Origin of the sequence: Clostridium algidicarnis, assembly GCF_000703125.1 — a bacterium.
In the GTDB taxonomy this organism is placed as follows: domain Bacteria; phylum Bacillota; class Clostridia; order Clostridiales; family Clostridiaceae; genus Clostridium_L; species Clostridium_L algidicarnis.
The window spans coordinates 932,083-951,286 of the sequence record NZ_JNLN01000001.1; the positions used below are offsets into that span (position 1 = coordinate 932,083).

Below are 19,204 nucleotides of genomic sequence, written 5' to 3' on the forward strand. Positions count from 1 at the left end.
ATTAAACCTCACTATTTCACAATTATTCCAGAAGATAAATTTCTTGAAGATTGAGACCCCTTTGGTTCATTAACTACTTTTCCATCCTTATACATAATAACAGAATTTCCACCATCAAGATTTATAGCATTAATAGCTCCTAAATCTAACATTAATTGCTGAAGTTCAGCTATAGTTGCTCCTGCTCTAGGATGAAGATTTCCCTCAATTATAATTAAAATAATTGAACCATCAGCTCTTTGTCCGATTACACTTCTTTGACTCATGCCTCCACCCCCAATGGAATTATATCTTATGTCTACAGCCCTACCATCTTTTATTAATGTAGGTCCAAAACTTACTGCTTCTTGTACATTTAAATTGACTAATTCTTCGTATGAATAATCTCCAACTATAAGAATTCCATCTTTGTTTATGGCACAAATCTCCATCTCATCACTTAAATTAATTTCACTTTCGGCTTTTGGATATATTAAATTTCCTTCTGATATAATGATTCCTAAAGGAGTATTAGTATATTCCTCATCAAAGTTTGTCATGAAACCTCCACCATTAATTCCAGCAATAGCATTATTCTTTTTTACAATAGCTGAAATTTCCTCACCTTTTTTTCCACCCTCATCTGAATATCCAACCTTAACTCGCTTTGGATTATGTACTAACATTACATAGCCATTATATCTAGCATTATTAATCTTTAAAAAATCAATGGTTCCATCTTGAGTTTTAGATATCTTTACAGTATCCTCATTACTTTTAAGTTCCTTATCTTCATAAGCTTTCTCCATTACAATATTATTAATCTTATTATTAGATATAAACTTTGTTGCTAGCCACTGGTGGCTTGTACTCATAACAGCCGAACCAACATAAACCTTTCTAGCCCTCTTAAAAAATGGTGTATGTAACAATAAAATCGGAAAGGAAATAATGCTAAAAATTATAAAAAAACAAAAATAATATACATATCCCTTTTTAAACATCTTCATTATGTTTTTCAAAACATTCCTCCTTATAATATCTTTCAATATACAATTTTAATCCTAAATATTTTATAGAAAAACTCCAAGGTACATTATAATACTATAACCCTTGGAGCATAACTACTATGACCTTCTTTAATAGATTGAGTAAATGCTTGTAAATGAGTTTTACCCTTATCTTTTATTAAATACTGGGATCTTTAATAATAGATATAGTTTGAATTTACCCAACCAATTTTTGCTTTCCCGGAACAAACTTCCCCATACCAATATTTAATCAGCCACCAAGTCTCTCCATCAGATGATTCTGCCGCTGCAAGTCTTATGGCTTCTTCACCAGGAGATAATGATCCAATCTTTACTCCAGCTGGTAAATCCCTAGAATTTAAAGATGAAGATACGCTTCTTCGATCTACTCTACAATAGATTTTATAATCATCTATCCAAACCTTAGTTTTTGGCATTTTATACTGTCCTTCGTTTATAACTGGTGCATTAATAAGATCCATTCTATCTGCATAAGCATTTGTTGATGTTACTTCTAAAGTTAAAAACATAGCAAATAAAAAGATACCAATCATTAAACATATTTTTTTCATAAATACACTCCACCTAAAAATACTTTTTTATAAAACATGCATATTTTATGTATTTATAATAACATATACTTTGTGTATAATTTGTCGAATCATGTAGCTTTATATAAATATTATACATCTTATTTTTTACGTAAAAATTCAAATTAATTATTTCTATATAAATCCACTTAAAATTAGGTTAGAATAAAAAACAGTAGAAAGCCTCTAACATTTCTACTTGATATGATTCTCTAATAGTTATAGGAACCATTACCTATTTGTAGTAATATATTAATGTAATTAAGTATATAAATGTGGACTTTTATATCTACATTGGGAATATTATATGGATTATTTTCGGAGGTTTATTTGGAGAAATAGGATGGATTATATTGGGACTTACTTCCTGTATTACAATAATAGGCATACCCTTTGAAAAATGGTGCTTTAAAATAAAAAATCTATAACTCATTCCTTTCAATAGATAAAATATTCATATATTAACAAATATTTAGTTTTTATTGATATATGGTAAAATTAAGTTTATTTCCCAAATTACACATGATATATTCATAATGTAGTAAATTTATGAATATTAGCTCTAATATATAAATTTAAAATAATATATTTAATGTGAACATCAAATGAATTTTAAAAAAGTATTGGTAATATATATTATTTTTAGGAGGACTTATTTTGAATAAATCTAAGAATTTAAATATTTTATTCTTTTTAGAAAGTACTGTATTTTTAATTTTAAATATAACTTTATATGAATATATAATACCAATATTAAGTGTGATTCAATCGTATATTTATATTTGCTTTAGGCGTAAATTAAAAAACAAAAAATATATAGATAAAATATTTATTTTTACTGCAATTACTATCGTCCTAATTGTATTTATTCAAGATTATGCTAGATTGCATTAAGTTAACTTTTGAAAGAGTGGTTACAAAACTTTCTATTTTCCTAATGAAATTGAACCAATAAAAAAACAGTAGAAAGCATCTAACCTTTCTACTGTCTTTTTGTGATATTTTATCCGATGACTACCCACTCTAATACTCCCATCGCACTCTGTGAAAGCGACTATCACCAAATCATAGATTGGGATATCTGCTTTTCTATCAAACTGGGAGGAAAGAGCGGCTACGACCCTGGATAACGATTTCTAAGCTTCAGTGGGAGTAAAAATGCCCTCTGAAGCTTAGAACTCTGTTTATGCAGATCCTAATAATAGTCCTATTTGATAAATTAATACTGAAACAATATATGCCATTACAAAATATCAAGACTACTCTTTGAATATAGTTTTGATAATATAAATCTCAAATTAAAGCTATTATAATCTTCTACTAACTAAATCATATTAAATAAAACACTATTTTCTTTATAAATGTGAATGAATAAGTCTTTTTCTAATAAGTTAAGCTTGTCATATGTGAGTTTAAATGTAGTGCATGCTCCTTTTGGTGCAGTAAAATCTCTTGTTACCTTTTCAAGTTCCTTTAATATGTCTCCAGCTGCGTCATGCTCATCTTCTGTGTCTTTTATAAACTTATGAATTGCCTTTTTATACTTTTCATCCTTTGTTTCTTCATAGGCCTCAATTAAAGGGAAGAGATTTTCTTCTTCTTTTATTAAATGCTCTTCAAGTTCTATTTTTAGTACTCCAAAAAGTCTGTGAACTTTCATAAGTTCTTCTCCATGGTGGTTAAAATGAACTTTTAAAATTTTAAATAACAATCCATCTATTTCTCTAAGTTCTCTTTTAGTGAAATTATGGTGAGTATCTATTATGTTTTTTATTAATGCAGTAGGCTTTTCTTTTCTCCAGTCCCTGTACTCTAAATTAGACTCTATAAACTTTTCATATTCTTCATTAAGTTTTTGTACTATTTCTTCCGTATTTAATCCCTTTTCCTCTAAGGCTTCCCCTAATGAATCATGTCCTCCACAGCAATAATCTACTTTTAGTTCATTAAATATTTCGCTTGATCTTGGGAATATCGAAACGACCTCTCCAAGTTTTTGATTTGCATTTATAATCATATTTATACTTACCTCCTTCTATAATTTAACTATAATCTTTCACAATAACTAATATCAAAGTATGAAAATGACCTCTTTACTTATCTTAGTTTATGTTCATTTTAATTTATTAGATTGAATTTAATAACAAGTCCGCTACAAATCTTGATGCCTTTTTAATTTTCTTTATATCTTCGTTCTTTGGTTTAAATCTTACCCTTATTGGGAATTCTATATCTGTCATACCTGTTGACTTTATTATATTTGAAGTGCTTAAAACATTCATATTAGTTTCATTTAAATAATCTTGAACAACTTCAATTCCTTCTCCACTCCATCCATATGATCCAAATACCCCTGCAATTTTCCCTTGTAAGTTTATATCTTTAAGTTCTTTTATTGTATCCTCTAAATTTCCTATTGCATCTCCATATTTTGTTGATGTACCAACTAGTAACATATCTGTTCCTTCAATGGCCTTTAAAGCCTCTTCTTTAGATACCTTATTTATATCCATAATCTCAGTTACTATATTGTCTTTTTCAAGACTTTCTTTCATAATTAAAGCAATCTTTTTAGTATTGCTAGTCATTCCAGAGTATACGAACAACGCCTTTTTATTAGATTGTGTATTTTTACTCATATCGTCATATATGTTTATAAACTTTTTAACATCTTCTCTTAGAATAAACCCATGTGACGGTGCTATAATTTTTATATCTAAATCTTTGATCTTTTCTATCATATCTTGAACATATCTTCTATGTGGGTGCATTATTAACGTATAATATCCAATGAAATCCGGTGTAATATCTTCCTTTGCTTCATCATTAAAATATTCATAATTAGCTACATGAGTACTGAATATATCACAAGGGAATAAAGTCTTATCTTCTTCGCAATAAGTTATCATTGTTTCTTCTGTATGAAGATACGGTGTTTCTATAAACTTAAGTGTCTTTCCACCTATATCTAAACTATCTCCATCACCAACTACTAGAAACTCTCTAGTATGAAGCTTATACATTTCTTTTAACTCTTCTACTGCGAATTTAGTACATACAATAACTGCATTTTTAGCCTTTGAAGCAAGGCTTCCTAATCCCCCTGAGTGATCTGGTTCAGTATGATTTATTATAATATATTTAATATCTTCTAAGTTTATTATGCTCTTCAAATTTTCAGTATACTCTCTTGCAAAGGCCATATCTACAGTATCAATTATTGTTGGCTTTTCTGTCATTAATAAATAACTATTATATGTTGTTCCCTTTGTTAGAGTTAATCTATGAAAAGGTACATCTCTATCATCCACTTTTCCTACCCAATAAGTCTTTTCATTAATCATTTTGAAGTTTTCCATATTAAATACCTCCTAGTGTATTAGTTATTTATATTTATTTATCAAAATTCTTATTTATTTATCTTGTGTCTTACTATGTCTTAATTCTATATCTGTTCTTGCTTTTAAAATATGATTCAAGTCACAGTTTTAAAAACTTAAAAAGCAGTCCACATAAATTGTATTTAAATACAATTTGCGTGGACTGCTTTTTAATATATCTCATTTTATTCTACGTATTCTCTAAGTGACTTCTCATCTTTTATTATTAAGATCTTATTCCCAATAAAATCTATTATATCTAATTCTTCAAATCCACTAAGCTTTCTACTTATAGTTTCCCTTGTTATTCCACAGTAGTTTGCCATCTCTTCTCTATTTATAGGAAGTTCTATTTTTACTCCCTCTTTAGTGACTTTACCATATTTTTCACTAAACTCTAGTATCATATGAGCAATTCTTATTTCTGCGTCATTTGTAGCCAAGTTTTGAGCTAAGTTCTCTGCACTTGTTAGTTTTTTTGCGACTTCTTTTAATATTTTTAGAGAAATCCTAGGGTTTCTCATTAAAATATCGTCCATATGTTTTTTTGAAAGAGTACAAATCTTTACATTAGAAATAGCGTATCCAGAGAAATTATACCTTTCTTCATCATTAAATAGGTTTAACTCTCCAAAAAAATCACCGCTAGAAAGTATATGAACTATTTGTTCCTTCCCATCTTTAGTCATCTTTGAAAGTTTCACCTTTCCTTCATTTATAATAAATAAAGTATCAGAACTTTCTCCTTCATAACAAAGGGCCTCACCTTTTTTAAACTGAAGATGACCTGTCATTGATATTATCTTTCTTAACTCATCATCAGATAAAAATGAAAATATAGGTACCTTTTTAGCACATAATTTACTCATGCAACTATCACAACTGTATTTACTCATTAAAGCATCTCCTACCCTTTTACATTCATTTCGTTTTATATATCACTTTCTATCCATTTAGTTAAAATGTCTGCTGATTTTCTACGTACCATAGCTTTCTTGGCGTCAGGATATCCTAAATATATTAAAGCTAACACTTCATCTTTAGATTTCAATCCAAAAAACTCTTTCATTTTATTGCTATAGCAAGCCTTTCCTGTTTTCCAGTAGGAAGAAAGACCTAATGAATGAGCTGCTAAAAGCATGTTTTGAATAGCAGCATAAGTAGCACCTAATTCCTCTAACCTGATTACCTTTTTATCTTCAGTAACTTCTGCTGCTACAGCAATAATTACTGGTGCTCTAAAGGGTTTATCTTTTTGCTTTTCTATGTTCTTTTTACCTTCCTCACTATTGGGATCAATGCCTGAATCTAATGCAATGTCTTCCATAAGCCTTGAAAGAGCTCGCCTTCCATCTCCACTTATAACAAAGAATCTCCAAGGTTCTGTAATATATCTATTAGGTGCTAAAGTTGCTGCTTCAATTACTTTTTCTATAAGCTCTTTTGGAACCTTTTCATCTTTAAACTTTCCTATAGATCTTCTAGTTTTAATTGCTTCCATTACATCCATAAAACTTCCTCCTTTGAACCTCTATTGTTGTTATCCTAAGCTTTATTATAATTGTATCTTAAGCTCTACAGGGCAGTGATCTGATCCTAAAACTTCACTGTGTATATCTGCTCCTACTAATCTTTCTTCAAGGCCTTTTGATACACAAAAGTAATCAATTCTCCATCCTGCATTATTTTCCCTAGCTTTAAATCTATAAGACCACCAAGAATATGCTCCTTCTCTATCTGGATAAAAGTGTCTATAGGTATCTATAAATCCACTTCCAAGAAAACTTGTGAACTTACCTCTTTCTTCATCACTAAAACCTGGATTCTTACTATTATTTTTAGGATTCTTTAAATCTATTTCTTCATGTGCAACATTTAAATCACCACAAATTATAACGGGTTTATTTTCATCAAGATGCTTTATATATTCTCTAAAGTCATCCTCCCATTGCATTCTGTAATCAAGCCTTGCAAGTTCTGGCTTTGAATTTGGAGTATATACTGTTACCATATAAAAATCATCATATTCTAATGTTATGACCCTTCCTTCTGTATCGTGCTCTTCTATACCTAGTCCATAAAATACTGAAATAGGCTCTTCTTTAGTGAAGATAGCTGTCCCGGAATACCCCTTCTTTTCAGCGTAATTCCAATACTGATGATATCCTTCAAGATTTAAATCTATCTGACCTTCTTGAAGCTTACTTTCTTGTATACAAAATATATCTGCATCCATTGCATTAAAGTAATCTAAAAAACCTTTCTTAACACACGCTCTTATTCCATTAACGTTCCATGAAATTATTCTCTTCATTTAAGTTACCTCTCTTTTCTTAATACTACGCTATATTAACGCTTTACAACTATTAAATATATTGTACCATTAATCTTGAGTTCCACCTAGATAGTAATAATAATTTTTAAAAAGTAATTGATATTAATGTATTATTATCAATTTAAAAATATTAAAAAGAGACTGTCGCCAAATAATATTTTGAGATAGTCTCTTAAATCAACTAAATTATTAATCCTATAATTATCTCATATATTAAATATGTTATAATTTCTAAAAGATAAGTTTTAATATAACACTAGCTAATATCATTATAAATGCTCCACCAAGTCTTGAGGATATCTGCGCAAAAGGCATAAGTTCCATTCTTTTTGAAGCAGATAGTACTGCTACATCCCCTGTTCCTCCCATATTAGCCATGCAAAGTCCAGCAGTTATTGAAGCTTCTATTGGGTAGAACCCTACAAGCTTTCCAACAATTCCGGACCCTAGAGCGGCTCCAATAACTGTTACTCCTACAAGAAGTAAATATTGAAGTGTCATTGCATCTATTACTTGCGCTAAGTTAGTATATGCAACACCTATCCCTACTAAAAGTACCCCTGTAAGATTTCCCATTACAAATTGAAACCATTGGAAGCATGCAAGTTCATATTTTCTAGGCATAATACCAAGTGCTTTTACTGCAGCTACAGATATAATCATCCAAGCATAAGGATGAATAGCTGGGAAGAACTTGCCTATTATATTTCCCCATAGAAAGAATATACCAGATATTAAAAGTCCTATGGCCATAAGTTTATAATCTATAGGATTTTCCTCTTCCTTTTCTACGATAACGTCTTCATTTATACTCATAAGCTTACCATTTCCAGTAAGTGAAGGTTTAATCTTTCCAAGTTTATCAAGAAGACCACCAACAACTATTGCTAATGAATTTCCAAGGGCTACAGCCGGAACCATAATGGATAGCATCTCCTTTGGATCCTTTTGAAGAGTTGATCCAAATATCTTTGCTAAAGGAACTGCTCCTGCTCCCATACCTCCTCCCATTATTGGGATTCCTATATAAAGTATTGCTTCCTTTGCTCCATATCCTATAAGCGCTCCTGCAATACCTACAAAACTGATAGCAACCACTACACCACCTAAAATTGCTGGTAGATACCTTACTGCAGCCTTAATTAACAATTCTCTATTCATGCCTAGTATACTGCCTGTTATTAACGCTGCGATATAAAAATCAAGAAAACCTTCTCCTGTCATAAAGTTTGTCATAATATCCGTAGCATATTTAGGAAATACGCCATACATCACTAAAGCCGCTGATCCAAAAATTATTACAATTGGGCCCCCTCCAAAATAATCTTTAATGATAGGTAAATGATTACCTATCTCCCCAAGCAAAGCTCCTACTATTATCATTAATGGGAACGCCCCCACCATGCCTTTAGGCAATACTTCTAAGTAAGTAGCAATAAGTACAACCACCGATAGTAATAAAAATACAGGTACACTTAATCCCATAATCCTGTATTCTGATTTAAAGCTTGTAACTTTTTCTTTCATTTAGCATTCCTCCTGTTGTATATGTTTTCTTATTTTATTATAAGACATATTCTAGCAAAAATGTACCTTTATAAATAAAATAATGACATATCATTTTAGTTTTCCTTCATTCCTAATTATATTATACACTTCTAAAAAGTAAAGTTTTAATGTTTTACTCTTAGTTTAGTAGATTTATATAACCTTTTTTATAAATACATCCATCTTATTCTTTTGATATTTAATTTATAGGATAAATTTATGTTATAATAAATATAATCTTCTGAAAATTTTTATAACTTCGGAGGTGCTTATATTGACGAAAAATATTCTAACAGGTAATGAAGCTATAAGTAGAGGATTAAGATGGTGTCATACAGTAGCTACAAAAGGTAAAGTTATAATAAATAATGAAGCAGTTTTTCCGAATAGAGTTTTAATTGAAAAAGAAGATTATCCTAAAGACATAAAAGATAAGATTGAAAAAGAGGCCTTGAAGTTATTTATGTAGATACAAAAGAAAAGGCTAAATCTTTAGGGAACATAAAAGCTTCTAACATTTATCTTTTAGGGTCTATAGCTAAATATTTACCTTTTAAAGATAGCACATGGGAAAGTGTTATTGAAAAGTACGTTCCATCAAAAACCTTAGAAGTTAATCTAAACGCATTTAATAGCGGAAAAATGGATTAAAGTTAAAAAATCTAATTTATATAAAATATACAAAGGAGAGATATAAATGAATAATGAAGAACTTAGTGTAATAAAACAAGCAATCATAAACGAAATAGAAGGTTATGAATTTTATAAGATGGCAGCTAATCAATCTAGCTCCCCTGAGGTAAAAAGTAGTTATCTAGAACTTGCAAAAGAGGAAGAAAATCATATAGAATGGCTAAACGATTTATTTGAAAAAATAACTACCAGTGATAAAGATAACACAAATTTAGCTCTTCTAGATAAAGTTCCATCTCCAAATATTTTTTCTTTTAGTAACTTAGATAGAAAAGATGCAGCCATAGCAGTATCTGTATTTGGAATAGGTATCCAAATGGAAAGAGCATCTGTAGAATTTTATACTAATGCAGCATCTAAATGTACAAGTAAGGGTGCAAAAGATATATTTAACACATTAGTAAAGTGGGAAAAATCCCATCTTGATCAATTTTCCGCTCAATATGAAAAACTTAAAGAAGGTTGGTGGAATGACCAAGGTTATGCACCATTTTAACTAATATAGGTAATAAATGTGGTGACTATACTTATTAATTTAAGTATAGTCACCACATTTTTAATTTATACTCTTGACAAGTATGATGTTTATTGTTATAAATAGTATAACACATATAATTGTTTTGTCGCATATATAGTATACTATATACGCTAATATATTAGTTTAATATTTATTATACATTATTAATCATATAGGGGGAAGTAATATGTCTATAAAAGTCGCTATTAATGGTTTTGGTAGAATAGGAAGATCCGTGCTTAGAATTGCAGAGGATAGATTAAATAATGATGTTGAAATAGTTGCTATTAATGCAAGAGCTGATAGTGAAACCTTAGCTCATCTTTTTAAATATGATTCTTGTTATGGTAAGTTCAACGGAACTGTTGAAACTACAAAAGATATGTTAATTGTAAACGACAATCACATAAAGATATGTAGAGAAAATGATCCTGAAAACCTACCTTGGAAAGCCTTAGGTGTAGATATAGTAGTAGAATCCACTGGCATATTCAAAGAGAAAAAGGATCTTTTAAAGCATATAAAGGCTGGAGCTAAAAAGGTAATATTAACCGCACCAGGAAAAGATGAAGATATAACCATAGTTATGGGGGTTAACGAAGAAGACTTAAATATTAAAACTCATACTGTAATATCAAATGCTTCTTGTACTACAAATTGCCTTGCACCCTTTGCCAAAGTTTTAGATGATAACTTTGGTATTGTTAAAGGCCTAATGACAACTATTCATTCTTATACAAATGACCAGCAGTTACTAGATAAAACTCATAAGGATTTAAGAAGAGCAAGATCCGCAGGAGAATCCATAATTCCAACTACAACAGGTGCTGCAAAAGCTGTAGGGAAAGTACTCCCAAATCTTAAGGGTAAGTTAAATGGATTTTCATTAAGAGTACCTACTGTTACTGTTTCAATAACAGATCTTGTTTGTGAGCTTTCAAAAGATGTAACAGTTGAAGAGGTAAATAATGCATTAAAGAAAGCTTCAATGCATTCTATGAAAGGTATACTTGGATATTCAGACGAACCATTAGTATCTATTGATTATAGGCAAGATGATAGGTCCTCAATAATAGACGGGCTTTCCACCATGGTAATGGACGGTAACCTTGTGAAGGTTGTTTCATGGTATGACAACGAATGGGGATATTCTTGTAGAACAGTAGACTTAGTAAATTATACTGCAGCTAAAATAGAAAAAGCTAATGAAGATAATGTAGATATAGCAATTTAATATATAAAAATTAAACACCCTATTTAAAAACAAAATAGATAAGTCTAATTTTAGACTATTCAATTTGTTACTATATTAAAATATTATATAAATCTTAAAATACCACCTTAACTTTGATTAGTCTAAGTTAAGGTGGTGTTTTAACGTCTTTTAAAAATTACTCTTTACTTATTGCTTTCTTTTTCTTTTTCTTATTTTTTCTTTGTATTGAATATCCAAAGCTTCCTAAAGGCTTATTATCAAGTGCAAAATATTCACCATGAGAATATGCTAAGAGGTTAGCTTTTTCAAGGCAAATCTTATCTGTAGTATCTATTACATCTTCATCAACAGAAATAGATACTACCTCTGCTAAAAACAAATCGTGACTTCCTAATGCTGTAATACTCCTAACCTTACACTCTATATTAACAGGACAATCTGATAGAGATGGTGCTAAAACCTTTTGAGACTCTTCTGTATTAAGATTAAGCTTATCTATCTTATCTACCTTACGTCCTGACGTAACCCCACAGTAATCAACTATTCTTGTCATTGAAACATTAGGTAGGTTAATTACAAACTCTTCAGTTTCTTTTATATAATCATAAGATAATCTTTCAGGTCTAATCGCAACGGTTACCATAGGCGGTCTAGTACATGCTGTACCTACCCATCCTACTGTAAAAACATTTGTCTTACCTTCTTTGTTTTGAGTAGTTATTAAAACTACTGGCACTGGATTTAATATAGCGCTGGCCTTAAATATCCTTTTTGTCATATTCCCTTTCCTTTCTCTTAACTTATTAAAAAAGCTTTGATTCTATATTAATTATTATAATATAGATTTTCTGTTGGATATTCTGCTTCACAGGTTATATCAATTCCAAGCTTTATAAATGTTTGCTCATCGCTCTTTCTTAAAATTGTAGTAGAGTGAGCTTGACATCCTTTTATCATAGTTAGCTTTTCCATAGCTGCTTGAGCTGTAGGATTGGTAGCAGCGCATATGCTAAGAGCTATTAACACCTCTTCACAGCTTAAGGCTGTATTTTTAGTATCTAAGGTTTTCATCTTTAAGTTTATAATAGGTTCTAGTATAACAGGGGAAATAAGATGAATACTATCAGATATATTTGCAAGGTACTTAACTGCATTTAATACAACAGCTGCCGTTGCATCCATTATCTCAGAGCTTCTTCCTGTTAATATGGTTCCATCATAAAGCTCAATGGTTACTACTGAACAAATTTCATTTTCTTCCGCCTTTTGCTTTAATTTAGTAGAATACTCTCTTGCAGGCATAACTACCTTTCTATCAGTATCTTTTAAATTAAGTTCTTCCATAATAAGTTTTACCCTTTGAAAGGTTTCCTTATCTACGTATCCTTTTTTATACTCACAACCAGTTTTAAAATACCTTCTTATGATTTCTTGTTTTGAAGCTTCTCTTACTACTTCATCATCAATAATTCCAAAGCCTACCCTATTAACTCCCATATCTGTTGGGGATTTATACACTGATTCTTCTCCTGTTATCTTTTCAATTATCCTTTTAAGTACAGGAAATGTTTCAATATCCCTATTGTAATTTATAGAAACTTTATTATATGCATCAAAATGGAAAGAATCTATCATGTTTACATCCTTAAGATCTGCTGTTGCTGCTTCATAGGCTATATTTAAAGGATGCTTTAATGGAACATTCCAAACAGGAAAAGTCTCAAATTTAGAGTATCCAGCGACCTTTCCTCTTTTATTTTCATGATAAAGCTGACTTAAACAAGTTGCAAGCTTACCACTACCAGGTCCTGGCGCTGTAACTACAACTATAGGCTTCGTAGTTTCTATGTATGGATTTTTGCCATAGCCTTCTTCACTTACAATTGTTTCAACATCAGTTGGGTATCCCTTAGTTGTCCTATGCTTATAAACCTTAATACCTCTACGCTCTAGCTTATTTATAAATACAGTAGTTGAAGGTTGATCGTCATATCTTGTTATTACAACGCTGTTTACTTCTAAATCATAACCTCTTAAGTCATCAATAAGCCTTAACACATCCATATCATAGGTGATTCCAAAATCACCTCTTATCTTATTTCTTTCTATATCTCCTGCATATACACATATAATTATTTCAACTTTTTCTTTTAACTTATGTAATAATTTAATCTTAGCATTTTCATCAAATCCTGGCAAAACCCTTTTTGCATGAAGATCAAATAAAAGTTTTCCACCAAATTCTAAATAAAGCTTATCATAATCATTAACTCTTTCTAATATATATTTAGATTGCTCCTCAAGATACTTTTTGTGATCAAATCCTATCTTCATTTTCTACGCCTCACTTAATTATAATAATTTTTCTTTTTGTTATTTATATTTAATAAATTGAATAAATTTAATAATACACATTTTTATATTATCACATAAAATTCTTTAAAAGTGAATTTTTTTAGGTAAATAATATACTCATTTTAAACCCTTAGTAATTTAACTATACAAGGAGGTGTTATATGATTAGTACTATAAATTCCCTTATAGTAGGTGCCATTTGTGGTTTAGGGCCAATTATACTTGGAACAATAAAAAAGCAAATGACTCTTGGCATTTGCGGGTTATTTGCATGTATACTCTCTGGTTTAGTTTTAAGCATTTTTTTAGCTGGTCCTATGTGTGTGTTTTTTATTTGGCTAATTACAAAAAAGTCTAATACTTAAAATAATAAAAAGTTTTTTATTACTTTTCTATAAATATTTAAGGGAGGTGATGTATAATTTTTATATCTTATAACTTAATTCATTAGTTCATTAACTACTAACTTAATTCTTTAACTACATCACCTATTATCTTTATGCCCTTTTCTATATCTTCTTTAGTTACTCTTGAAAATCCTATTCTTATGGTTTCTGACCCATTATACTCATTATAGAATATATCCCCTGGCATAAACACAACACCTTTATCATAACAATCTTTTAAGACCTTCCTTCCACTTACTCCTTTTAGCTTTATAAAAATATGAAGTCCACCTTCACCCCATATATACTCATAGGGTATATACCTTTTTACCTGCTTTAGTGTGAAATTATACTTATCTTTATAATGCTTTCTTATCTTTTTCATATATCTTGTAAAAGCGCCGCTTTCCATATAATTATAAAGTATTGCTTGATCTAAAAAAGAAGAATGAATAGTCCTTGCTCTCTTAACACTTTCTAAAGTATCTATAAGATTCTTATCAGCCAAAATCCATCCTATCCTAAGTCCTGGAAATAAAACTTTGGAAAAGCTACCTACATATATTACTCCATTTCCTTTTACACATAAAGATGCTATAGGAGCTACATGGGAACTAGAATATAAAAGTTCCTCATTAAACCCATCTTCTAATATAGGTACTTTATATCTTTCACAAAGCTTATATACCTTTTGCCTTTTCTCACCTCTCATTACAATACCCGTTGGATTATGATAAGAAGGTATTAGATATAATAATTTTGGAGACTTTTCTTTAAGTGTCTTTTCTAATAAATCTATATCTATCCCATCAAAGTTCATAGGAACAGATGCTATATTTAGTCCATGTGACCTCATTATCTTTATAGCCGTATTGTGAGTTGGTTCTTCACAGGCTATAATATCTCCTCTTTTAGTTAATGTACTTAATAATATATCAAAGCCCTCTGTAAATCCATTAGTTATTAGTACATCTTTTTGATCTACATTTATACCCTTATTTGCCATATACATTTTGATATACTCTATTAAAGGTTTGTATCCCTTAGCATAGCCGTAATTTAATAATTTATCACCCTCTGTAGAAAACACATTTAAGAAGGATCTTTTAAATTCTTCTATATCAAACAAACTTTCATCAGGAGCGATGCTTTTAAATGAAATCATACCTTTTTTCCAAGGTAACTCTGTCTTTATTATATCTAAATCTCTACAACTATTACCATAATCATTAACCATATCGCTCCAGCTAATGGTAAGATCCCCATCTATAGTATTAGCTTCAGTTGCTACAAATGTACCCTTACCCCTTAAACTCTTTATAATTCCTAGGTTCTCTAAGTTCTCATAAGCTATAATCACAGAATTTCTGCTTACATTTAGTACTTTACTTATTTCTCTAGTTGAAGGTAGCTTATCGCCTTTTTGTAAGATCCCTTTTTCTATAGCTTCTTTTATATGATTTTCTATCTGTACATTTATCTTTTCTTCAGAACTAATCTCAAAGGATGAAAAGATCAAGAAATCACCTCCTACTATCTAGTCTCTGACATTTATAACTTCTCCATCTTTAATAAATACCCTGGATATGCTTTCTTTAATCATGCAAATCACCTCATAATTAATTGTTCCCATGATTTCTGCTATATAATTTGCATCTATATTTAAATTTCCCTGCTCACCAATTAGTATTACTTCATCTCCAATGTTTACATTACCTACATCAGTTACATCTATCATACACTGATTCATGCATATCCTTCCTACTACAGGTGCTAACTTTCCATTTATTATAACTTTAGCCTTACCACTTAAAAGCCTTGAATAACCATCTGAATATCCTATAGGTAAAGTTGCTATTATACTCTTCCTTTCAGTTTTAAAGGTCATGCCATAGCTTATATACATATCTTCCTCCATCTCTTTAACATAAGCAACCTGAGTCTTTAATGTAAGAGCTGGTTTTAAAGATATCCTTTCTTTATTTACATATGAGGATGGATAATATCCATATAATAATATACCTGTTCTAACAGCATCTAAGTAAGTTTCCGGTAAATCCATTATAGCTCCACTATTAGCTGCATGTTTTAAAGGTATATTTACACCCTTACTTGAAAGTTTATCACAAAACTCTTGTAACTTTCTAAATTGATTATAAGTATACTCTTTATCTTCCTCATCTGAAGTTGAAAAGTGAGTAAATATACCCTCTACTATAATTCCCTCTAATAAGCATATATCTAAAACTTCTTTAAGACTATCTTCATTAGGCAAGAATCCAAACCTACCCATTCCCGTATCAATAGCTATGTGTATCTTAGCTTTTTTCCCCATACTTATGGCAGTGCTCGATAATTTCTTTGCATAATCTAATCCATATACTGTCTGTTCTATATTATTTTCTATAACCTTTGTTGCAAATGTTATAGGCATATATCCTAAAATTATTATAGGTGCTTTAATTCCTGCATCTCGAAGTTCCATAGCTTCTCTTATACTTGCCACCGCTAAGTGTGTTGCTCCATTTTCTAACAATGTAGGGGCCACATAGGTAGCACCATGTCCATAAGCATCTGCTTTTACTACTGCGATTATACTTTTATGTTTTAATAGGCCTTTAACTTGCCTCATATTATGCCCAATTGCATCTAAGTTTATTTCAGCCCAAACTGACCGAATATTTGAATTCATATTTACACCTCTAATTTAGTATCTTATTTAATTATACTATTATACAAAGAAACTTGCTATAAATGAAAGAGCCACCCTAGAGTTAAATTCATATTCTAGTGGTTTACATATTGATAAAATCTATTATTTATAAATATTTCATTGGAATATACTAAATCTTCATGTATACTTATGTAATAAGTTTTGATCAGTTTAATTAATTAGCTAAAAGCTAAAAGCTAAAAGGCTCTTAATTAAAATAATACACAATATACAAGGAGGACAAAACTTTGAATAAAAAAGTTTTAATATCGCTTACTTCCATATTAATAGTGTGTAATAGTGTCCTTACAACACATGTTACAGCTGCTACTCCGGAAGAAAGTATTGAAAAAGGTACCATTCAAATTCAACAATTAGATAACCAGATTATTGATTTAAATAGCGAAATATCTAGCCTCAACTCAGAAATAAGTCAGTTAAATATTAAGCTTTTAGAAAACAAATCTGAAATTAATAAAACTGAGGATAAGATCAAAAATACAGAAGTTAAAATTACAAAAAGCAAAAAAGTCTTAGAAGAAAAACAAGAGGTCTTAGGAAAAAGACTTAGTGTTATGTATAAAAGTAACTTATCTTCTAATCCTTTATTTGTAATATTATCATCAGACAACTTTTCTGATGCAATATCCAATACCCAAGCTGTGGTTAAAGTAATATCTCTAGATAAAAAGTTAATAAATGATATAGAGAAAGAAAAGGCAGCACTTGATTTAGATGTAAGTAATTTGAATAATAAAAAAGGTGAGCTTAAAACTTTAGAGTCTTCTACACAAGATTCTCTTAAAGACATAAACACTAAAAAGGAATCTCAACAGATCGCTTTAGATAAACTAAGCGCTGAAAAGAAAAAAGCTGCATCTATTATAGAAGAAAATGAAAACTCTTTAATATCACATTCAGTTTCCGTAATTAAATCTTCTAGTTCTTCTGAAGGTGAAATTAAAGATGCAATATCTACGTTAAAGTCACTATTTCCACAACTAAATACATCATCTGTGAAAAACAAGGCTCAAGATGCCATAAATAATGGTACAAGCTCCCTAAAATCCATGAAGGAAATAGCTTCTAATAAGGTAAGTAGTACTAATATTGGAAGCATCGACCGGGGATCTAGCCCTGCTAAAAAGACTTATACTATGGAGGCAACAGCTTACTTTGATGGTCTTTTAACAGCTTCAGGATTAAAACCTATAAGAAATGCTTCTGGACTTAGTACCGTTGCAATAGATCCTTCTGTTATTCCTTTAGGATCAAAGCTATACATAGAGGGCTATGGATATGCCATCGCTGCAGATACTGGTTCTGCGATAAAGAATCTTAAAATAGATCTATATATGAATTCAAAAGCAGAATGCTCTGCCTTTGGCCGAAGGAATGTTACAGTTAGCCTTATTGCTTATCCCAATGAATGGTAAGCTAAATTAAAAGGATTTAAGTTTAATACTCTAAATGAGATAAACTTAAATCCTTCTGCTTTATCTATTATCTCTAAAAGATAAACTTCGAACCATCCCATCCTCACCTATTATAGTCTTTTCAAAAACACTTATTGCATTTTGTTTAAATAATTCCGGATTATCCATGGATGGGCTGAAATGAGTAAGCAAAAGCTCCCTTACATTACCTTTATAAGCAAGGTTTGCTGCTTCACTAAATGTCATGTGCTTGTTCTTTATTGCCTTCTCTAAATCCTTATCATCACCGTAGGTACCTTCGCATATAAACAAATCGCTTTCCATTATAAAATCTGGTATTATATCTAATGGTCTTGTATCTGTTGCTAAACTAATTTTTATACCTGGCCTTTCACTACCTAAAACCATTCTAGGATAGTATGTAACCCCTTGCTCAACTCCAACTTCGCCTTTTTGAAGGGTATTCCATAAAATTTTAGGTACATTATTAGCATTTGCCTTATCCACATCAAATTTAGCTTTTCTTTTAAAATATAAACTATAACCTAAGCAAGGTGAGGAATGATCTAATTCTATTGTTGAAACTAATACATCTTCCATTATATCAAAAGGTGTATTCGGATTTTCTATTATATTTATATCATAGGGCAAATAAGGTACTATAACCCTAAGCCCATTTACTATATTTTCTATACCTAAAGGACCTACTATGGTAATAGGTTCAGTTCTTCCACTATTTCCAATAGTAGCAAGAAGTCCTGGTAGACCAACAATGTGATCACCATGTCCATGAGTTATGCATATTACATCAATAGATTTAAAACCCCATCCAAGCATTCTCATCGATACTTGAGTTCCTTCACCACAATCTATTAGTATCTTTCTTCCTTTATAGTTAATTAGAATTGAAGATAGGAACCTCTCAGGCATTGGCATGCCACCGCCGCAACCTAGCAACGCTATATCTACCACTTAAATCACCTCCACCATTAATATCCTTTTTATTAATTACCAACAATAATGCT

Annotated in this window: 21 protein-coding genes; 8 read left to right on the forward strand and 13 right to left on the reverse strand. The window is 30.4% G+C overall.

Going from position 1 to position 19,204, the window contains the following annotated elements:
* Nucleotides 1–11: 11 nt before the first annotated feature.
* Complete coding sequence (locus BV55_RS0104640) at nt 12–1,001, reverse strand: phosphodiester glycosidase family protein (protein WP_051652397.1); 990 nt, start codon at nt 999–1,001, stop codon at nt 12–14.
* Between the two features lie 182 nt (nt 1,002–1,183).
* Nucleotides 1,184–1,582 (reverse strand): hypothetical protein, encoded by a 399-nt coding sequence (locus BV55_RS0104645; RefSeq protein ID WP_029451640.1) that lies wholly within the window; start codon nt 1,580–1,582, stop codon nt 1,184–1,186.
* A gap of 293 nt (nt 1,583–1,875) precedes the next feature.
* Between BV55_RS0104645 and BV55_RS15270 the strand changes: the two genes are divergently transcribed.
* The gene (locus BV55_RS15270; protein WP_242850851.1) at nt 1,876–2,028 is read left to right on the forward strand and encodes a YccF domain-containing protein; all 153 of its coding nucleotides are present in this window, start codon (nt 1,876–1,878) and stop codon (nt 2,026–2,028) included.
* Between the two features lie 229 nt (nt 2,029–2,257).
* Nucleotides 2,258–2,494, forward strand: a complete 237-nt coding sequence (locus BV55_RS0104650; RefSeq protein ID WP_029451641.1) for a hypothetical protein — start codon at nt 2,258–2,260, stop codon at nt 2,492–2,494.
* A gap of 430 nt (nt 2,495–2,924) precedes the next feature.
* Here the strand turns inward: BV55_RS0104650 and ric are convergent, their stop codons facing one another.
* The 6 genes from ric to BV55_RS0104680 form a co-directional block, all read right to left on the reverse strand.
* Nucleotides 2,925–3,617 (reverse strand): iron-sulfur cluster repair di-iron protein, encoded by a 693-nt coding sequence (gene ric, locus BV55_RS0104655; protein ID WP_029451642.1) that lies wholly within the window; start codon nt 3,615–3,617, stop codon nt 2,925–2,927.
* 109 nt (nt 3,618–3,726) lie between these two features.
* Nucleotides 3,727–4,959 carry an FprA family A-type flavoprotein gene (locus BV55_RS0104660; RefSeq protein WP_029451643.1) on the reverse strand — a complete coding sequence of 411 codons (1,233 nt, stop codon included), beginning with the start codon at nt 4,957–4,959 and terminating at the stop codon, nt 3,727–3,729.
* Nucleotides 4,960–5,165: 206 nt separating this feature from the next.
* The gene (locus BV55_RS0104665; protein WP_029451644.1) at nt 5,166–5,876 is read right to left on the reverse strand and encodes a Crp/Fnr family transcriptional regulator; all 711 of its coding nucleotides are present in this window, start codon (nt 5,874–5,876) and stop codon (nt 5,166–5,168) included.
* Nucleotides 5,877–5,911: 35 nt separating this feature from the next.
* Nucleotides 5,912–6,490 (reverse strand): nitroreductase family protein, encoded by a 579-nt coding sequence (locus BV55_RS0104670; protein WP_029451646.1) that lies wholly within the window; start codon nt 6,488–6,490, stop codon nt 5,912–5,914.
* A 45-nt stretch (nt 6,491–6,535) separates the two neighbouring features.
* Nucleotides 6,536–7,294, reverse strand: coding sequence for an exodeoxyribonuclease III (locus BV55_RS0104675; RefSeq protein WP_029451648.1), 759 nt, complete (start codon nt 7,292–7,294; stop codon nt 6,536–6,538).
* Between the two features lie 252 nt (nt 7,295–7,546).
* Nucleotides 7,547–8,842 carry a 2-hydroxycarboxylate transporter family protein gene (locus tag BV55_RS0104680; RefSeq protein ID WP_029451649.1) on the reverse strand — a complete coding sequence of 432 codons (1,296 nt, stop codon included), beginning with the start codon at nt 8,840–8,842 and terminating at the stop codon, nt 7,547–7,549.
* A gap of 295 nt (nt 8,843–9,137) precedes the next feature.
* Here BV55_RS0104680 and BV55_RS0104685 point away from each other — a divergent pair, with 295 nt between their 5' ends.
* The 4 genes from BV55_RS0104685 (at nt 9,138) to gap (ending at nt 11,307) form a co-directional block, all read left to right on the forward strand.
* On the forward strand, nt 9,138–9,332 hold the full coding sequence (locus BV55_RS0104685; protein WP_029451650.1) for a hypothetical protein: 195 nt from the start codon (nt 9,138–9,140) through the stop codon (nt 9,330–9,332).
* 32 nt (nt 9,333–9,364) lie between these two features.
* Entirely contained in the window at nt 9,365–9,514 is a 150-nt protein-coding gene (locus BV55_RS15950) for a hypothetical protein (protein ID WP_423752109.1), read from the forward strand.
* Nucleotides 9,515–9,560: 46 nt separating this feature from the next.
* Nucleotides 9,561–10,052, forward strand: coding sequence for a ferritin family protein (locus BV55_RS0104690; protein ID WP_029451652.1), 492 nt, complete (start codon nt 9,561–9,563; stop codon nt 10,050–10,052).
* 208 nt (nt 10,053–10,260) lie between these two features.
* The gene (gap, locus tag BV55_RS0104695) at nt 10,261–11,307 is read left to right on the forward strand and encodes a type I glyceraldehyde-3-phosphate dehydrogenase (RefSeq protein ID WP_029451655.1); all 1,047 of its coding nucleotides are present in this window, start codon (nt 10,261–10,263) and stop codon (nt 11,305–11,307) included.
* 157 nt (nt 11,308–11,464) lie between these two features.
* Here gap and BV55_RS0104700 read toward each other — a convergent pair whose 3' ends face one another.
* Both BV55_RS0104700 and BV55_RS0104705 read right to left on the reverse strand, forming a co-directional pair.
* On the reverse strand, nt 11,465–12,067 hold the full coding sequence (locus tag BV55_RS0104700) for a flavin reductase family protein (protein WP_029451656.1): 603 nt from the start codon (nt 12,065–12,067) through the stop codon (nt 11,465–11,467).
* A gap of 47 nt (nt 12,068–12,114) precedes the next feature.
* Complete coding sequence (locus BV55_RS0104705) at nt 12,115–13,623, reverse strand: DUF1846 domain-containing protein (protein ID WP_029451657.1); 1,509 nt, start codon at nt 13,621–13,623, stop codon at nt 12,115–12,117.
* Nucleotides 13,624–13,805: 182 nt separating this feature from the next.
* On the opposite strand from BV55_RS0104705, the gene BV55_RS0104710 reads away from it, so the two are divergent.
* Nucleotides 13,806–14,009 carry a hypothetical protein gene (locus BV55_RS0104710; RefSeq protein ID WP_029451658.1) on the forward strand — a complete coding sequence of 68 codons (204 nt, stop codon included), beginning with the start codon at nt 13,806–13,808 and terminating at the stop codon, nt 14,007–14,009.
* Nucleotides 14,010–14,106: 97 nt separating this feature from the next.
* Here BV55_RS0104710 and pdxR read toward each other — a convergent pair whose 3' ends face one another.
* Nucleotides 14,107–15,549: a MocR-like pyridoxine biosynthesis transcription factor PdxR gene (gene pdxR / locus BV55_RS0104715; protein ID WP_029451660.1), complete on the reverse strand. Its 1,443-nt coding sequence runs from the start codon at nt 15,547–15,549 to the stop codon at nt 14,107–14,109.
* 18 nt (nt 15,550–15,567) lie between these two features.
* The gene (gene alr / locus BV55_RS0104720) at nt 15,568–16,722 is read right to left on the reverse strand and encodes an alanine racemase (RefSeq protein WP_029451661.1); all 1,155 of its coding nucleotides are present in this window, start codon (nt 16,720–16,722) and stop codon (nt 15,568–15,570) included.
* Nucleotides 16,723–16,991: 269 nt separating this feature from the next.
* Here alr and BV55_RS0104725 point away from each other — a divergent pair, with 269 nt between their 5' ends.
* On the forward strand, nt 16,992–18,179 hold the full coding sequence (locus BV55_RS0104725) for a 3D domain-containing protein (protein WP_029451664.1): 1,188 nt from the start codon (nt 16,992–16,994) through the stop codon (nt 18,177–18,179).
* Nucleotides 18,180–18,239: 60 nt separating this feature from the next.
* On the opposite strand, the gene BV55_RS0104730 is transcribed toward BV55_RS0104725, so the two are convergent.
* Nucleotides 18,240–19,151, reverse strand: coding sequence for a ribonuclease Z (locus BV55_RS0104730; RefSeq protein WP_029451665.1), 912 nt, complete (start codon nt 19,149–19,151; stop codon nt 18,240–18,242).
* Between the last annotated feature and the right edge of the window lie 53 nt (nt 19,152–19,204).

Excerpts from the sequence above, each read along its gene's own strand:
- alr (WP_029451661.1), bottom strand. The coding sequence starts at position 16,722 with ATGAATTCAAATATTCGGTCAGTTTGGGCTGAAATAAACTTAGATGCA.
- BV55_RS0104645 (WP_029451640.1), bottom strand. The coding sequence starts at position 1,582 with ATGAAAAAAATATGTTTAATGATTGGTATCTTTTTATTTGCTATGTTT.
- BV55_RS0104675 (WP_029451648.1), bottom strand. The coding sequence starts at position 7,294 with ATGAAGAGAATAATTTCATGGAACGTTAATGGAATAAGAGCGTGTGTT.
- ric (WP_029451642.1), bottom strand. The coding sequence starts at position 3,617 with ATGATTATAAATGCAAATCAAAAACTTGGAGAGGTCGTTTCGATATTC.
- BV55_RS0104670 (WP_029451646.1), bottom strand. The coding sequence starts at position 6,490 with ATGGATGTAATGGAAGCAATTAAAACTAGAAGATCTATAGGAAAGTTT.
- BV55_RS0104705 (WP_029451657.1), bottom strand. The coding sequence starts at position 13,623 with ATGAAGATAGGATTTGATCACAAAAAGTATCTTGAGGAGCAATCTAAA.
- gap (WP_029451655.1), top strand. The coding sequence starts at position 10,261 with ATGTCTATAAAAGTCGCTATTAATGGTTTTGGTAGAATAGGAAGATCC.
- BV55_RS0104680 (WP_029451649.1), bottom strand. The coding sequence starts at position 8,842 with ATGAAAGAAAAAGTTACAAGCTTTAAATCAGAATACAGGATTATGGGA.
- BV55_RS0104690 (WP_029451652.1), top strand. The coding sequence starts at position 9,561 with ATGAATAATGAAGAACTTAGTGTAATAAAACAAGCAATCATAAACGAA.
- BV55_RS0104660 (WP_029451643.1), bottom strand. The coding sequence starts at position 4,959 with ATGGAAAACTTCAAAATGATTAATGAAAAGACTTATTGGGTAGGAAAA.
- BV55_RS0104665 (WP_029451644.1), bottom strand. The coding sequence starts at position 5,876 with ATGAGTAAATACAGTTGTGATAGTTGCATGAGTAAATTATGTGCTAAA.
- BV55_RS0104710 (WP_029451658.1), top strand. The coding sequence starts at position 13,806 with ATGATTAGTACTATAAATTCCCTTATAGTAGGTGCCATTTGTGGTTTA.
- BV55_RS0104700 (WP_029451656.1), bottom strand. The coding sequence starts at position 12,067 with ATGACAAAAAGGATATTTAAGGCCAGCGCTATATTAAATCCAGTGCCA.